Genomic DNA, 14,640 nt, shown 5'->3' on the forward strand with positions numbered 1-14,640 from the left:
ACAATTTGAGGATAATATTCTGCACTAGTGAGCACGCAGATGACGCTGATTTAACTGATGAACGCAGATTTTGATGGCACACGGATGACACGGATTGGACGGATTTACACGGATAGTTAGCTAAAGTAGAATAACTGAGTGTTTAAGGTTGAGATTGACCCTTACACATGAACACTCAGTTATTCAGTTATTAAAAAATCCGTGTAAATCCGTCCAATCCGTGTCATCCGTGTCATCCGTGTGCATTCTAAAAACAAAAAGTCCCGCATTTCGCGGGATCTTTCTTTTTATGCATTTCTGTTTATACAGTTCAGATCGTTAAATGCTACTTCCAAACGCTGAATAAAGCTATCCTGGCCTTTGCGAAGCCATACGCGTGGATCGTAGAATTTTTTGTTTGGCTTGTCTGCGCCTTCAGGATTTCCTAATTGGCCTTGCAAATAAGCTTCATTCTTTTTGTAGAACTTCAATACACCTTCCCACATTGCCCACTGCATATCAGTATCGATGTTCATTTTAATGGCACCGTAACCAATTGCCTCACGGATCTGATGTTGAGGAGAGCCACTACCACCGTGGAACACAAAGTATACAGGTTTTGGACCTGTTTTCAATTCTTTCTCGATGTACACCTGGCTGTTGTTCAGAATTACAGGGCGCAATTCTACGTTGCCCGGGCTGTACACACCGTGTACGTTACCGAAAGCGGCAGCAACTGTGAACAGTTTACCTACTTTGCTCAACTCTGTATATGAGTAAGCAACGTGCTCTGGTTGAGTATATAATTTATCGTTTTCAACACCGCTGTTGTCTACGCCATCTTCTTCACCACCGGTAACACCCAGTTCGATTTCGATGCTCATACCAAGCGGAGCCATGCGTTTGAAGAATTCAACAGACGTATGAATATTTTCTTCTAAAGGCTCTTCAGAAAGATCCAGCATGTGAGAGCTGAACAAAGGCTGACCTTTTTCTTTATAGAACTGTTCGCCGGCATCCAGCAAACCACTGATCCATGGCAACCATTTTTTTGCAGCGTGGTCAGTGTGTAACACTACAGGAACGCCGTAGTATTTTGCTACGTTATGTACGTGAAGAGCGCCAGAAATAGCACCGGAAATGTTTGCCTGAAGTTGGTCATTTGGCATACCTTTTCCCGCCATGAACTGAGCGCCACCGTTACTAAACTGAATGATTACTGGAGAATTTACTTTGGCAGCAGTTTCCAAAACAGCGTTGATACTGTCTGTTCCAATTACGTTTACTGCAGGAATAGCAAACTGGTTATCTTTAGCATCATTGTACAATGCTTCCAGTTCGTCGCCAAATAGAACCCCGGCTCTATACTTTTTCATCTAAAATTGTGTTTTTTCGTTTTATACAATTGAGTTTGGTCGAAATTTGTCGGCCCGCTAAGATAAGAAAGTATTCAATTGATAATAAAGATTAAAATTGCGCTTAAACAACTTGTTTTTTGATTATTATCATACACCCGGCTGATTCAGAATCTAATTGATTTTGCTCTACCCGTTTTTATCTGAACACGAAATGCCTTTTGTCTTTCGGAATTTGTTGCAGGTTCTTAATTAACTTCTGCTTCATCTGCAGCTTTAATACATCTCCCATTGTTTTGCATTTCAAAAATCGCGGCTGATTATAAAATTCAGCAAGTTCTGTTTTAAGCTGGTTTATTTTTTCCGGAGGGGCAATATCGTCCTTTACCATAATGTTCATAAGCGCCTGCATCCGCAGTTTTGATGACACCAACCTAAAGGTCATCAACGTTCTTTCTTCAGCCTGGTATTGTTCGATAGATTCCTTATTAAGGTATGAAAGGCAAAGTTTAACTAGCTCATAGTTGTCTTTAAAAAACTGTGGCAGGTACATATTTTTACGGCCTTCGTAACTTTGCTGGTCAAAATCTATCGCTTGTATTTTGTAGTGATAACCTTCTATATCCGGTGTCACATTCACTACAAAATTATAGCTTCGCATGTCGCCGAGAAGACGGATAAAACAATGTTCATTAAACTTCACAAACTCTTTTGCAAAGCGCACTTTGTTTGTGTGTTCGCCATCTAATTCTCTTTGTATAAAGATATCGCCCGGAATACCGGGAATATGTTGTTCCACCAGCGTATTATAGTTAGTAAAAAATAGTACGCGATTAGATGAAAGAATATGCTCAAGCTCCAAACCATAAATACGCGATGCATCTGCCTGCTTTATGTAATAATGATCACAGTTGTCGTTAAACTTATTAATGATGCGAATTCTGAAAGGACGGGAATTTCCGAATGGGCAATAATCTATACTTGCCACATCCAGATGATCATTGTAAACATAGTTCCCTTCTATTTTTAAAATAGCGTAGATTTTTACAAGGCCTTCACGCAGGTATTCCCACTCGCGCATGTCATAGCTCACTCTTTCCCAATGCGTGTCGTTTCCATTTTTATCGAGTAACGGAATGGAAAACCGGAACAGCAAAAGATCGTTATAAGCGACCGGCAGCGCCACTTCGCGTCCCCACCTGATCAGGTAATCACGCAATTCTTTATTTACGTTATATAATTGTTTACGACGTGAAGGCTTGCCCGGTTCCTTCGAGTGCAATATATTTTTATCGTACAGTAAATTCATTCGTCATTCAATTGTTACAAATTAACAAAACTTCCTGAATAAGTCTTTTGAAATACTCAATCGCAGGCAGCATGCGGCTTCCGTACCAACTGAACATTTCGCCGTCAACAAGTTTTATAACAACACCGGGCAATTCTTTTTGTAATTCGTCAATGTGTTTTTGTTTGAAAGGATAAGGCTCTGAAGAAAGAAACAACGCTTTGCAACCAGATTGTTTGATGTCCTCTATAGTTATTTCAGGATATCTTTTTTGCGAAGCAAATACATTCTTAAAACCACAAACATCCAGCATGTTGTTGATAAATGTACCGCCGCCAACCGTCATGAACGGATTTTTCCAAATTAGGTAGCCGACAGGAATTTTTGTGGGTGGCGCAAATGAATGCAATTCAGAAAATCCTTTGGCAATAGCAGCGGCTAACTCATTTGCAATCACGCCCTTTCCTGTCATTGAGCCAATTTGCAAAATCATTTCGTACGCCGATTGAATATCCTCCACATCGCTTACCCAAACTGGGAATTTGGTTGACAAATATTCGATCTGTTCTTTTACATTTTCTTCTTTATTGGCGAGAATAAGGTCAGGTTGTAGTTGTTCTATGATGTCAAATTTTACATCCTTCGTTCCACCTACCCTGTTTTTTGTGCGCAACCAAATTTCAGGATGCACACAAAATTTCGTGATACCTACGACTTCTTCATCTAGCTGTAAAGTATAAAGCAATTCGGTTTGCGAGGGAACAAGAGAAATTATTCGTTTGGGAAAATTCAAAAGAGAGATGCTATTACCGGTTTGGTCCGAGAAAGAATGCATTCAAATGATTTGTGGCGGCAATTTATGCATTATTGGAAATCAAAAACGTGAAATTGTTGGGGAGGAGCTTTAGTTTCCTCCTGCTAAAAAATCTTTAATTAGCAGGAGGTTACTGGATTTCAATTAGTTTCTCGGGACGGATGGACCTGGACTTTGGACTTTAAAAACTTCTACTGGTTTTACGGACTTAGGACTTTTTAGTTTTTCTTGGATTTGGATCTTGGTTTTTCTCGGATCTTGGTTTTCGGTTTTAACGGACTTGGACTTATGGTTTCAAAGAAAATTGGATAAAAAGAAAGTTGATTGATACTGGATTTTTAAATGGTCTTTCTGATACTGGATATTGGAATTACCGTGTTTTAAGCGGTAGGTTTCTCTTGGATTTGGATATTATTGATCTACTGATCAATCAACTTCTAATGCAAACATACAACCGACCCCGCTCCCCCACAAGAGCACATCTGCTCAATTTGTGTGGTGCAGTAAATACACACATGTAGTAATACAACGATCGTATTATTACTAACTTTTTATGTTTTACGGCTAAATAAGTGGATTGAGAGATAAAGAAGGTAGAATGTAATAATACAAAAACCGCGCCATGTAGTCAATTGAAAGTGGAAAATTGAAAATTGAAAATGAGATTGCTGCAATGCGTGGAAGTCAGTACCCGAGCGGGTTTCGATTAATTTAAAAAATACCCGACAATATTAAAAATAGGAAATAGAAGCTGAAATTCATGATCAATTGAAGTCCTTCAGATTGGAATGGCAAAAAAGTGAGCGTTGCGTAAAATCCCCTATAAATAGAAAAAGCAGCACAAAAGTGCTGCTTCAATATATTCTGAAAACTGACGGGAAAACCGCATTTTCCTATTTCAACTTTCAATTTTCAATTAAACTACCTCTCCTTCAAGGTCATAATCGTACGCTTTAGTGATTTTTACGTTCACGAATTCGCCGACCGTTAACTTCTTATCGCTACTGATTACTACTTCATTATCAACCTCTACGCTATCAAACTCTGTTCGGCCGAGGTAGCGGCCTGCTTCTTTTTTATCGATCAATACCTTGAAGATCTTGCCCACTTTCTCCTGGTTCTTTTCGTAGCTGATCTCTTGCTGCACTTCCATGATCTCCTGCGCTCTTCTCTCCTTTTCTTCTTGTGGAACGTCGTCTACAAGATCGTACGCAGAAGTACCTTCTTCGTGAGAATATGGGAAAATACCCACTCTGTCGAAACGCTGCGCCTGCAAAAATGCTTTAAGCTCTTCGACATCTTCCTGTGTTTCACCAGGAAAACCTGCGATCAATGTAGTACGCAAGCAAATGCCTGGTACTTTTTCGCGGATTGCGGCGATCAGTTCTTCCATCTCGCGACGGGTGATCTGGCGCTTCATTGCTTTCAGCATATTGTCTGCTGCATGCTGTAAAGGCATATCGAGGTATTTGCAAATATTATCGCGTTCGCGCATTACATCCAACACTTCCATTGGGAACTTGTGCGGGTAAGCATAATGCAAACGGATCCATTCAAGCCCTTTTACATCTGCCAGTTTGTTCAGCAGATCGGCCAGCATTCTTTTTTTATAAAGATCCAAACCGTAATAAGTAAGCTCCTGTGCGATCAGCATGATCTCTTTTACGCCACGTTTTACCAGGTTTTCAGCCTCAGCTACAATCTCTTCAATGGATTTACTCACGTGTGTACCACGCATCAGTGGAATGGCGCAAAATGCGCAGGTACGGTTACAACCTTCCGCTATTTTCAGGTAAGCATAGTGCTGAGGAGTAGCCAAAAGTCTCTCTCCCAACAATTCGCTTTTATAATCAGCTTCAAATTTCTTGAGAATCAGAGGCAGTTCCATTGTACCGAACCATGCGTCCACTTCCGGAATTTCAGATTCCAGGTCGTCGCGGTAACGCTGGCTAAGGCAGCCTGTAACGTAAACTTTGTCCAGCTTACCTTTCTGCTTCAATGAAACCTGCTCAATGATCGTGTTGATGGATTCTTCCTTGGCTTTGTCGATAAAACCGCAGGTATTCACGATCACGATATTATGATCACGTTTCGCACTTTCATGCACTACATCAATTTCATTGGCAGCAAGCTGGCCACTTAGCACCTCGCTATCCACCATGTTTTTGCTGCAACCCAGCGTAATGATGTTTACCTTATCTTTCTTAAGCGTTCTTGTCTTCATAAATAGGCGGCAAAGGTAATTTGAAAATGTGGCATTGAAAACCTGAAACGCTGTTTTTTATGATTGTTAAGATTTTTTAAGATGTTATTCGGAGTCCTATAATTGCAAAGGCTCAAAGCGAAACCGCCCTGAGCCTTTGCAATTATTTAGAATGCATAGGGCGAATTCATTCGCCCCAACAATTTAGTTCGAGATTCCCACTCTGCTTTTCACATAATTTCCGCTTTCCAATTCTTTCACAATAAAATCTGCCAGATCACCGGCCAGAATTTTTCCTTTACCCCAAGCCGGATAGTTCTTTGTAATGTGATAATGCTCTGTTACAATTCCTTCCTTTACAGTCGCTGGGCAAACCAATGTCCAATCAAGTTTTGAATGTTTCAATGTTTCCATTGCCTTTTTCAGTTCGTCACCCTCGCATTTGTGCGTTTCAGGATAAAGATCTGTGTCAACCAACAATGCGTGATCATCTTCGCTGATATCCAAAACGGCTGTTGTACCCAAGGCAATCATTCGCTTAATGCCGGCTGCTTCCATTTCTGCAACAATTTTCTTTGTTCCCAAAGACAATGTAACATCTGTACCGTCATTACGTGCTTCTATGATAGAAATTACAGCGTCAATGCCTTTCAAAGCTGCGCGGATATCTACTTCGGCAAAAACAGACCCCGTAACTAATTCAACATGGTCAATCTTTGTAACGCTTTCCAATACATGGCGGCCAAAAACTCTAACATCGATCTTTTTTCCGACTAACTGATTTATCAAATGCTGTCTTGCGATGTTTTTACCAACAATCATTACTTTCATTTCACTTACGATTTGAGATTCGAAATTAGGACTAGAAATCTGAGATTTGAAATTTGAAATTAGAAATTTCACATTGGAGAATCAATCTCAAATATCAAATCTCAAATTTCAAATTGAACTATTTTTCCAGATTAAAAAGAGAGTCAACAAACTCATGTTTGTTGAAAACAAGAAGGTCTTCCATTTTTTCCCCTACACCAATAAATTTCACAGGGATCTTGAATTGATTAGCTATTGCTAAAACTACGCCGCCCTTTGCAGTACCGTCGAGTTTTGTGATAGCAATTGCTGTTACATCAGTTGCGGCAGTAAAATGTTTTGCCTGTTCAAGTGCGTTTTGGCCGGTTGATCCATCAAGCACCAGCAATACTTCGTGCGGCGCATCCGGAATTACCTTTTGCATTACACGGCGAATTTTGCTCAATTCTTCCATCAGGTGTGCTTTGTTATGCAAGCGGCCCGCTGTATCGATCAGGATCACATCGCTGCCTCTTGATACTCCGCTTTGCACGGTATCGAATGCAACGGCTGCGGGATCAGATCCCATATCCTGTTTAACAATTGGAACGCCGGCGCGTTCACTCCAGATGGTCAATTGATCAACAGCTGCAGCACGGAAAGTGTCAGCTGCACCGAGCAATACATTTTTGCCAGCCTTATTAAAATTATGTGCGAGTTTACCTATTGTGGTAGTTTTGCCTACTCCGTTCACACCCACTACCATGATCACGTAAGGTCTGGAGGGCAATTCAGAATCGAATGCGTAAGAATTTGCGCTTGGGGCGTCTACCAGCATGGACTCAATTTCCTGCTGGAGAATATTATTGAGTTCGGTCGTGTTAAGGTATTTATCTTTTGCTACGCGTTTTTCGATACGGTCGATGATCTGAACAGTTGTATCGATTCCTACGTCTGCGCCAACAAGTGCTTCTTCGAGGTTATCAAGCACTTCCTCATCTACGGTACTTTTACCGGCAATTGCCTTGGTAATTTTAGAAAGAAAGTTTTCTTTGGTTTGCTGAAGTCCCTGATCTAATGTTTCCTTTTCTTTTTTTCCAAAAAGTTTATTGAAAAATCCCATAGTTGAGGCTTTTAGTTAAACGGAAAAAGCCGTCCTGTAAACCATCAGAACAGCTTCTTACAAAAAATCTCTTTACATGTAAATTATTTACCGGCAAGAAAATCTTTCACCTTATCCTTGTGCACGATTTGCTCTTTAAAAGTGTATGCACCAGTTTTCGGGCTACGAACCGCCTTAATAACTTTAGTCCAGTTTTTCGCTTCAGCAGATGCTTTAGCATCTTTTACCTTCGCGTTCTTAGAAGCTGCTTTTGCCATAATGAATCAGTTTATGAGTTATCCTTTCGGATTTACTTATTTAATTTCTTTGTGTACAGTGTATTTTTTCAGAATAGGGTTGAATTTTTTCAACTCTAAACGTTCAGGAGTATTCTTTTTATTCTTAGTGCTGATGTAGCGGCTAGTACCTGGTTGACCACTTGTTTTGTGCTCGGTACACTCCAAAATCACCTGAACTCTGTTGCCTTTCTTTGCCATTTTATAAAAAATTTATTAATTAAACCAATAGGTTTCGAGTAGTAAGGAAATTAATTAGATCTTAACACCTTTCGCTCTTAACTCTTTTACTACGGGATACAATCCGTTTTTATTGATTGTGCGGATTGCCTCTGAAGACACTTTCAAAGTGATCCATTTGTCCTCTTCTACAAGGAAAAAACGTTTAGTTTGCAAATTTGGTAAAAACCTGCGTTTAGTTTTAATATTTGAGTGAGAAACCTTGTGCCCGCTGATCGGTGTTTTACCTGTTACCTGACATACTCTAGCCATGACTTGGAAAAATTTTGGACGGCAAAGGTCAGTAAAAGTATTGAATTGACAAAAAGAATTTGAAGAAAGTTATGGGTTTTGGGTAATGAGTTTTAGGTTTTAGGTTTTAAGTAAGAGGCGTAAAACCGTTAAACATTGATTATCAATACAAAATGTAAATATAAAACTTAAACCTATTTCTTTATTTACTCTGTAAAAATTGTTTCATTTTGAGCGCGGCAATCAAAACCCAAAACTTACAACTCAAAACTTATAACTCATAACTCACAACAAATCATAACAATTACTTAATTTCAAGCAGCCTTTAATTTTCATTTATTTGGGAAAAAAGGCGCAAATGTTACTTCAGGAAATGAGAAATAAGACAATTATCAGGGATATCAGCTGGCTGTCGTTTAATGCCAGGGTCTTGCAGGAAGCGGCGGATAAAAATGTGCCTTTGAAGGAAAGGATTCGTTTTTTGGGTATTTTTTCCAATAACCTGGATGAGTTTTTCCGCGTGAGGGTGGCTACGCTGAAACGCATGTTTGAACTGGGAGGAAAAGGCAAGTTAAATATGCACCTGGAAACCTCCCCGGAAAAGATCATCGACGAAATACAAATGATCGTTTTGCGCCAGCAAACTGAATTCAACCGCATTTGGGACGATATTAAGCTGGAAATGGAGAAGGAAAAGATATTTCTCCTTACTGAAAAGGACCTCACACGCGAACAGAGAGTGTTCATTATCAAGTTTTTCGAAGAAAATGTGCGTGCCAACACGATCCCGCTGATGATCGAAAGCATTCCACAATTTCCTTACCTGCGCGAGAAATCAATTTATCTAGGCGTGGTGATGTCCAAATCGGACACTGCTTATGCCCAGAAATATGCGCTGATCGAAGTGCCCAACCGCGCCGTAGGTCGTTTTATACAACTCCCTTCTCCTGAAGGCGAGCATCATATTATTTTGCTGGAAGATGTGGTTCGCTACAATCTTCCATCGATTTTCAGCTATTTCGGTTATGACAAATATGAGTCGTGGGTTTTTAAAGTGACCAAGGACGCTGAGATCGATATTGACAACGACGTTTCTACGAATATTGTCCAAAAAATTGAGAAAGGTTTAAAAAACCGCAGAAAAGGAAAGCCGGTAAGATTTGTGTATGACAAAGAAATGGATCCGGGTTTACTGGAATACCTTATTCGCAGATTGAACCTTGCCAAGAAAGGAAATTTAAGTCCGGGCGGACGGATTCACAACTTCCGTCACTTTATGGACTTCCCGGATGTTTTCAAGAAAAATCCGAGAAGGAAGCCATTCATCCATCCCGGCCTGATCGACAGTCATCGTGTTACGGATATTGTTTTGCAAAAAGATATTCTGCTCAATTTCCCATACCATTCATTTAATCCGGTTATTGATCTTTTGCGCGAAGCAGCGATCGACCCAAGTGTTACTTCTATTAAAATAACGGCTTATCGTCTTGCGGCGAATTCCAAAATTGTGAATGCCCTGATCAATGCTGTGAGAAATGGCAAACAGGTAACGGTAATGCTGGAATTAAAGGCAAGGTTTGACGAAGAAGCAAATCTTGAATGGAAGGAATTGCTGGAGCTGGAAGGAGTGAAAGTCTTGATTGGTTACCCGAACATGAAGGTTCACGCGAAGATTTGTATGATCAGGAAAAAGGTAAATAACCGCACGGTGAGTTATGGTTTTATAAGTACGGGTAATTTGAATGAAAGCACCAGCCGCATTTATGGAGATCATTGTTTGCTTACTGCCAACAGAAACCTAATGGCTGACCTAAACAGAATGTTCAATTACCTGGAAAAACCCAAACCAGATAACAATGTTTTGAATCTTTGCAAAACGCTTATCCCCTGCCCCACTTCATTAAGAAAGGAATTAATCAAACTGATCAATAACGAGATCAAAATGGTGCAGCGCAAAAAAAAGGCGAAGATCATTTTGAAGATGAACTCACTTTCTGATGAGGAACTGATCCTTAAACTAAATGACGCAGCGATTGCTGGCGTGGAAATTAGCCTGATCATTCGCGGTATCATTTGTATGTACACAGAGAACAAAAAATTCAAAGCGCCGGTGAAAGCGATCAGCATTGTGGACGAATACCTGGAACACGCCAGGGTATTCATTTTCCATAATGGAGGCGATGAAAAAGTGTTTATTTCTTCTGCCGACTGGATGGTACGTAATCTTGACCATCGTGTAGAAGCAACTTGTCCTATCATCGACAAAAACATAAAAAAGGTAATCAAGAATATATTGAAGATCCAACTGAGCGATAATGTGAAGGCAAGAATTCTGGACAATAATCTAAGAAACGAATATGTCACTCATCCGGAAGATGAAAAACCAATCCGTTCGCAAATAGAAATTTATAACTACCTGCTTTCAAAGGGCAAAAAGAAAGAGGATAAAAAAAAGACAGATGGAACACAGGTGGTTAGCGACGATGAGCAAAACATTTCTGCCGTTTCTGTTGTAACACAAGGATAGACGCAGCGAGGTGCGAATTTTGTCAGTTAAGTTTTGAATTTTTACTTTTGAACTTTTTACCTACGAATGAAATTATCCGCTATAGACATAGGAAGCAATGCCGCCAGGCTCTTGATCACAGAGGTTGTAAAAACTGCTGAAGGCAAACCGCAGTTCAACAAACTGAATCTTGTGCGTGTGCCGCTGCGATTAGGTTTCGACGTTTTTGACCAGGCAAAGATTTCGAAGGACAGAGAGGATATGTTTATTAAAACCATGCGAGCCTATCGCGATCTGATGGATGTCTATGACGTGAAATACTATCGCGCCTGCGCGACTTCTGCCATGCGTGATGCTACCAACTCTCAACAGATCATTCAAAAAGTAAAGAAAGAAACGGGAATAGAAATTCACATAATTTCCGGAAGTGAGGAAGCTTCTCTCATTTACGAGAACCACATTGCGGAGAACATGGATAAGCAAAATTCTTATCTATACATTGATGTGGGCGGTGGCAGTACGGAGCTTACTTTTTTCAGCAACAATCAATTGGTCTTTAAAGAGTCTTTTAATATAGGAACAATTCGCCTTCTTAAGAACCAGGTGGAGGAAGCGCATTGGGCGAACATGAAGAATTTTATCAAGGAAAAAACAAAGGGTATTCCAAACGTTGTTGCCATTGGTTCCGGTGGAAATATCAACAAGGTGTTCTCGTTGTCCAAAAGGAAGGATGGCAAGCCGCTAACACTGGAACTTTTAAAAGATTATCATAAAGAATTATCAAGCTTTTCTGTGCCGGAGCGCATGCGTCTTTACAACCTTCGTGAGGACCGCGCCGACGTGATTGTGCCTGCGCTTGCGATCTACATTAATGTGATGCGTTGGGCAAATACAGAAGTTATTTACGTTCCAAAAATAGGTTTGGCAGATGGATTAGTACAGTCATTGTATGCAGAACTGACGAGTAAGAAGATGGTGAAGGTGTGAGAAGTTGGCACACGGATGACACGGATTGGACTGATTTACACTGATTAGGATTGAGCTTTCAATTGCTCAATTGATGCATCTATTTCTTCCATTGTATAGCCCTTGTCCTTGCCGGTTTCCCAGTCAGCGCAGCGTCTGTTCAGTTCTTTTACGAACGCCTTGTTTTTCCACCATTTCAATTCTTTCGTAACAGAATCTTCAGGCCTTTCTTTTGCAACAGCAACCCTCATCTGTTTCATTTTTTTGCAAACTTACGTTTCAATATCATTCAATAATATTTGTTGCACAATTATTCGGCTTCCAAATATCCGAGGAAATCAGTCCAATCCGTGTCATCCGCGTGCCATTGTATGTTTTTTTACTAATTTCGCTTTCCACTTGGGCAAATGCGGACAGATATGTTTTATTCTAACGCAGATCCATATTACCATTTGCCGCCTATATTCTAATCTTAAAATTGCAAACATGTCTGTTCACAACGAAGTAAAAAAAGTTACCACCAATACGCTGTTGCGTATGAAAGCAGCAGGAGAAAAAATTGCCATGCTTACCGCTTATGATTTTTCATTTGCCCGTGTTTTTGATGCGGCGGGTATAGATGTTATATTGGTGGGCGATTCTGCGAGTAATGTAATGGCGGGTCACGAAACTACTTTGCCCATTACGCTTGACCAAATGATCTATCATGCCTCTTCTGTCATTCGTGGCGTAAATAAAAGCCTTGTAGTAGTTGATTTGCCATTTGGCACCTACCAGGGTAATTCAAAAGAAGCGTTGGTTTCTGCGATTCGCGTAATGAAAGAGTCCGGCGGACACGCCCTTAAACTGGAAGGTGGTGAAGAGATCGTGGAATCTGTTAAAAGAATTATTTCTGCCGGCGTTCCTGTTATGGGGCATCTGGGTTTAACACCTCAATCTATTTATAAATTCGGCACTTACGCGGTGAGAGCGAAAGAAGAAGCTGAAGCAGAAAAATTAAAACGTGACGCCATATTGCTACAGGAAGCGGGATGTTTTGCGGTGGTGCTGGAAAAAATTCCTGCTCAGTTAGCGAAAGAAGTTTCCGAGAGCCTAACCATTCCAACAATCGGCATTGGTGCAGGTCCACACTGTGATGGACAAGTATTAGTAATGCACGATATGCTGGGCATCAACAATGAATTCCAACCTCGCTTTTTAAGAAAATATGCAAACCTTCATGAACAAATCACAAATGCTGTGCATCAGTATGTGAAGGATGTCAGAAGGAAGGATTTCCCGAATGAGAAGGAGCAGTACTAATAATTGAAATTAAAAAGTCAAAAGTCAAAAAGGGACTCTGTAAAATGAACCACTTTTGACTTTTGATTTTTGTTTTTTGATTTTCTATGCTCAGTTTAATCATTTCAACAAAAACGAAATGCCTGCGCCCACTGTTACATTTTGGAGCGAACTTTCAAAGACATAGGTTTGAGAAGTTTGCTGTTGTAATTTATAATTCTGTTCCGTTGTTGTATATGCAATGCGAACAGATGGACAAAAGAGATAATTAGCACTTACGTTTATCCCCAATCTTCTGAGTAACCTGTAGGAAAATGTGCAGGCAGGCGAAAACACCCAACCAACCTGGGTTGATTCATCCTGGTTCCAGTTATACATCTTGTCAATAATTTCATTGCCATTTTTTTCTTTTAAATGCAACGAATAGTTGGCCATCATTCCATCGTAACTATTGATACCAAATAATAATTTTGGAACGATCATAAACCTGCCCGATGTAATTTTATAGATCGGCCCTATCATGAAACTAACCACAAGTGCGTCGGGACTATTCATTGGCGACGAAGCGTTCACATAATATTTGCTTAAGTATTGGTTGCTTAAGTATTGCTGGGCCTGCCCCGTGTTTGCGGGATTTAATATCCATGGTAAAAATTCAAACTCAGCCCCCCATTTCTTTGAAAGAAAATAAGCCACCCTGGTTAGAGGAAAGAAGCCACCTCCTTTATCTATGTTGGTTGCATTTTTTAAAAAGGGATCTTGATTTGAAAAACCATGAAGCGGGATAAGTCCGCCGGCCTCAAGACTGAGTATAAATTTTGATCTTTCAGCGTAATATAGCTGCTTCTTTTTTTGCGCTTGTATACCAGAGACGCAACATAGCAGCACGCCCAAGAAAAGAAAATAGCCTTTCATATTAAATAAGATGGGTTACTGCAGTAGTTTGTTCAAATTGTTTCCCACTTGCCACTGTGACCACTACACGAAATTGACATTGTGAATAGTCAGATTCGTGCATGAGAATGAAATTATAATCAATAGGCTTCGGCTCTTCTGCATAGGTATAAATTGGTTGGTTAAAAATGCCGTTGGCGGGAAGAGGCTTTGTGGCATCAACAAAAAAGAATGATGTAACCTCAGAGCCTGCTTTGTGTGTGGAATCAAAATCGAGCACAGTAAACACCTGTATACTTTGTATAGTATCCTTAGAATCACCTGTAAAGCCACTGGAGAGACATTCGCAAAACCCTGCTGCATATGCCGATTCCATAAACAAAGGTTGACTCGTCTTATGTTGTCCAACCTTTACAGTTTCAAGTTCAAGCATTACTCCATAACATTTTCTACAAAGTGTATCAGCTCTTGTTACCACAGGCTCAGGGCCACTATTATCTAAAACTTGAAGTTTTATTTTGTCGATGGCAAATAAATACTTTAATCCTTCGGGGCAACTACAGCAGGCTTCTATGGTACCGGCAATCATCGGTAGCAGCAGCCAGCATAATATACGGGCAAGTTTCATGTTAGGGGTTTTCAGGTTGACAATTAAGGTGGTAGATACGTTGCACAAAAACAATAATTGACTAACGG

15 protein-coding genes are annotated in these 14,640 nt (G+C 40.2%); 3 read left to right on the top strand and 12 right to left on the bottom strand.

Annotation, left to right across the window (positions count from 1 at the left end):
• Positions 1-287 precede the first annotated feature (287 nt).
• The 9 genes from fbaA to rpmB form a co-directional block, all read right to left on the bottom strand.
• On the bottom strand, positions 288-1,355 hold the full coding sequence (fbaA, locus tag QJ048_RS17190) for a class II fructose-bisphosphate aldolase (protein ID WP_282335640.1): 1,068 nt from the start codon (positions 1,353-1,355) through the stop codon (positions 288-290).
• 178 nt (positions 1,356-1,533) lie between these two features.
• Positions 1,534-2,643 carry a hypothetical protein gene (locus QJ048_RS17195; RefSeq protein ID WP_282335641.1) on the bottom strand — a complete coding sequence of 370 codons (1,110 nt, stop codon included), beginning with the start codon at positions 2,641-2,643 and terminating at the stop codon, positions 1,534-1,536.
• Positions 2,644-2,650: 7 nt separating this feature from the next.
• The gene (locus QJ048_RS17200; protein ID WP_282335642.1) at positions 2,651-3,457 is read right to left on the bottom strand and encodes a helical backbone metal receptor; all 807 of its coding nucleotides are present in this window, start codon (positions 3,455-3,457) and stop codon (positions 2,651-2,653) included.
• Between the two features lie 895 nt (positions 3,458-4,352).
• The gene (gene rimO, locus QJ048_RS17205; RefSeq protein ID WP_282335643.1) at positions 4,353-5,660 is read right to left on the bottom strand and encodes a 30S ribosomal protein S12 methylthiotransferase RimO; all 1,308 of its coding nucleotides are present in this window, start codon (positions 5,658-5,660) and stop codon (positions 4,353-4,355) included.
• 183 nt (positions 5,661-5,843) lie between these two features.
• Positions 5,844-6,470: an NAD(P)-dependent oxidoreductase gene (locus tag QJ048_RS17210; RefSeq protein ID WP_282335644.1), complete on the bottom strand. Its 627-nt coding sequence runs from the start codon at positions 6,468-6,470 to the stop codon at positions 5,844-5,846.
• Positions 6,471-6,588: 118 nt separating this feature from the next.
• Positions 6,589-7,551: a signal recognition particle-docking protein FtsY gene (ftsY, locus tag QJ048_RS17215; protein ID WP_282335646.1), complete on the bottom strand. Its 963-nt coding sequence runs from the start codon at positions 7,549-7,551 to the stop codon at positions 6,589-6,591.
• Between the two features lie 83 nt (positions 7,552-7,634).
• Positions 7,635-7,808: a DUF4295 domain-containing protein gene (locus QJ048_RS17220; RefSeq protein WP_217793393.1), complete on the bottom strand. Its 174-nt coding sequence runs from the start codon at positions 7,806-7,808 to the stop codon at positions 7,635-7,637.
• Positions 7,809-7,844: 36 nt separating this feature from the next.
• Positions 7,845-8,027, bottom strand: coding sequence for a 50S ribosomal protein L33 (gene rpmG, locus QJ048_RS17225; RefSeq protein WP_217793395.1), 183 nt, complete (start codon positions 8,025-8,027; stop codon positions 7,845-7,847).
• A gap of 54 nt (positions 8,028-8,081) precedes the next feature.
• Positions 8,082-8,318, bottom strand: coding sequence for a 50S ribosomal protein L28 (gene rpmB, locus QJ048_RS17230; RefSeq protein ID WP_217793397.1), 237 nt, complete (start codon positions 8,316-8,318; stop codon positions 8,082-8,084).
• 337 nt (positions 8,319-8,655) lie between these two features.
• Here rpmB and ppk1 point away from each other — a divergent pair, with 337 nt between their 5' ends.
• Both ppk1 and QJ048_RS17240 read left to right on the top strand, forming a co-directional pair.
• Positions 8,656-10,824, top strand: coding sequence for a polyphosphate kinase 1 (gene ppk1 / locus QJ048_RS17235; RefSeq protein ID WP_282335647.1), 2,169 nt, complete (start codon positions 8,656-8,658; stop codon positions 10,822-10,824).
• 66 nt (positions 10,825-10,890) lie between these two features.
• Entirely contained in the window at positions 10,891-11,790 is a 900-nt protein-coding gene (locus tag QJ048_RS17240) for a Ppx/GppA phosphatase family protein (RefSeq protein ID WP_282335648.1), read from the top strand.
• 44 nt (positions 11,791-11,834) lie between these two features.
• On the opposite strand, the gene QJ048_RS17245 is transcribed toward QJ048_RS17240, so the two are convergent.
• Complete coding sequence (locus tag QJ048_RS17245; protein WP_282335649.1) at positions 11,835-12,020, bottom strand: hypothetical protein; 186 nt, start codon at positions 12,018-12,020, stop codon at positions 11,835-11,837.
• A 235-nt stretch (positions 12,021-12,255) separates the two neighbouring features.
• On the opposite strand from QJ048_RS17245, the gene panB reads away from it, so the two are divergent.
• On the top strand, positions 12,256-13,071 hold the full coding sequence (panB, locus tag QJ048_RS17250) for a 3-methyl-2-oxobutanoate hydroxymethyltransferase (protein WP_282335650.1): 816 nt from the start codon (positions 12,256-12,258) through the stop codon (positions 13,069-13,071).
• 99 nt (positions 13,072-13,170) lie between these two features.
• Here the strand turns inward: panB and QJ048_RS17255 are convergent, their stop codons facing one another.
• The gene (locus QJ048_RS17255; protein ID WP_282335651.1) at positions 13,171-13,965 is read right to left on the bottom strand and encodes a hypothetical protein; all 795 of its coding nucleotides are present in this window, start codon (positions 13,963-13,965) and stop codon (positions 13,171-13,173) included.
• 1 nt (position 13,966) lies between these two features.
• Entirely contained in the window at positions 13,967-14,572 is a 606-nt protein-coding gene (locus tag QJ048_RS17260; RefSeq protein ID WP_282335652.1) for a DUF5034 domain-containing protein, read from the bottom strand.
• Positions 14,573-14,640 lie beyond the last annotated feature (68 nt).

Origin of the sequence: Pinibacter soli (genome assembly GCF_029961145.1) — a bacterium.
GTDB lineage: Bacteria > Bacteroidota > Bacteroidia > Chitinophagales > Chitinophagaceae > Pinibacter > Pinibacter soli.

Bases quoted from the DNA above. Each gene is read 5' to 3' on its own strand.
- fbaA (WP_282335640.1), bottom strand. From the start codon at position 1,355: ATGAAAAAGTATAGAGCCGGGGTTCTATTTGGCGACGAACTGGAAGCA.
- QJ048_RS17195 (WP_282335641.1), bottom strand. From the start codon at position 2,643: ATGAATTTACTGTACGATAAAAATATATTGCACTCGAAGGAACCGGGC.
- QJ048_RS17200 (WP_282335642.1), bottom strand. From the start codon at position 3,457: ATGCATTCTTTCTCGGACCAAACCGGTAATAGCATCTCTCTTTTGAAT.
- rimO (WP_282335643.1), bottom strand. From the start codon at position 5,660: ATGAAGACAAGAACGCTTAAGAAAGATAAGGTAAACATCATTACGCTG.
- QJ048_RS17210 (WP_282335644.1), bottom strand. From the start codon at position 6,470: ATGAAAGTAATGATTGTTGGTAAAAACATCGCAAGACAGCATTTGATA.
- ftsY (WP_282335646.1), bottom strand. From the start codon at position 7,551: ATGGGATTTTTCAATAAACTTTTTGGAAAAAAAGAAAAGGAAACATTA.
- QJ048_RS17220 (WP_217793393.1), bottom strand. From the start codon at position 7,808: ATGGCAAAAGCAGCTTCTAAGAACGCGAAGGTAAAAGATGCTAAAGCA.
- rpmG (WP_217793395.1), bottom strand. From the start codon at position 8,027: ATGGCAAAGAAAGGCAACAGAGTTCAGGTGATTTTGGAGTGTACCGAG.
- rpmB (WP_217793397.1), bottom strand. From the start codon at position 8,318: ATGGCTAGAGTATGTCAGGTAACAGGTAAAACACCGATCAGCGGGCAC.
- ppk1 (WP_282335647.1), top strand. From the start codon at position 8,656: ATGTTACTTCAGGAAATGAGAAATAAGACAATTATCAGGGATATCAGC.
- QJ048_RS17240 (WP_282335648.1), top strand. From the start codon at position 10,891: ATGAAATTATCCGCTATAGACATAGGAAGCAATGCCGCCAGGCTCTTG.
- QJ048_RS17245 (WP_282335649.1), bottom strand. From the start codon at position 12,020: ATGAGGGTTGCTGTTGCAAAAGAAAGGCCTGAAGATTCTGTTACGAAA.
- panB (WP_282335650.1), top strand. From the start codon at position 12,256: ATGTCTGTTCACAACGAAGTAAAAAAAGTTACCACCAATACGCTGTTG.
- QJ048_RS17255 (WP_282335651.1), bottom strand. From the start codon at position 13,965: ATGAAAGGCTATTTTCTTTTCTTGGGCGTGCTGCTATGTTGCGTCTCT.
- QJ048_RS17260 (WP_282335652.1), bottom strand. From the start codon at position 14,572: ATGAAACTTGCCCGTATATTATGCTGGCTGCTGCTACCGATGATTGCC.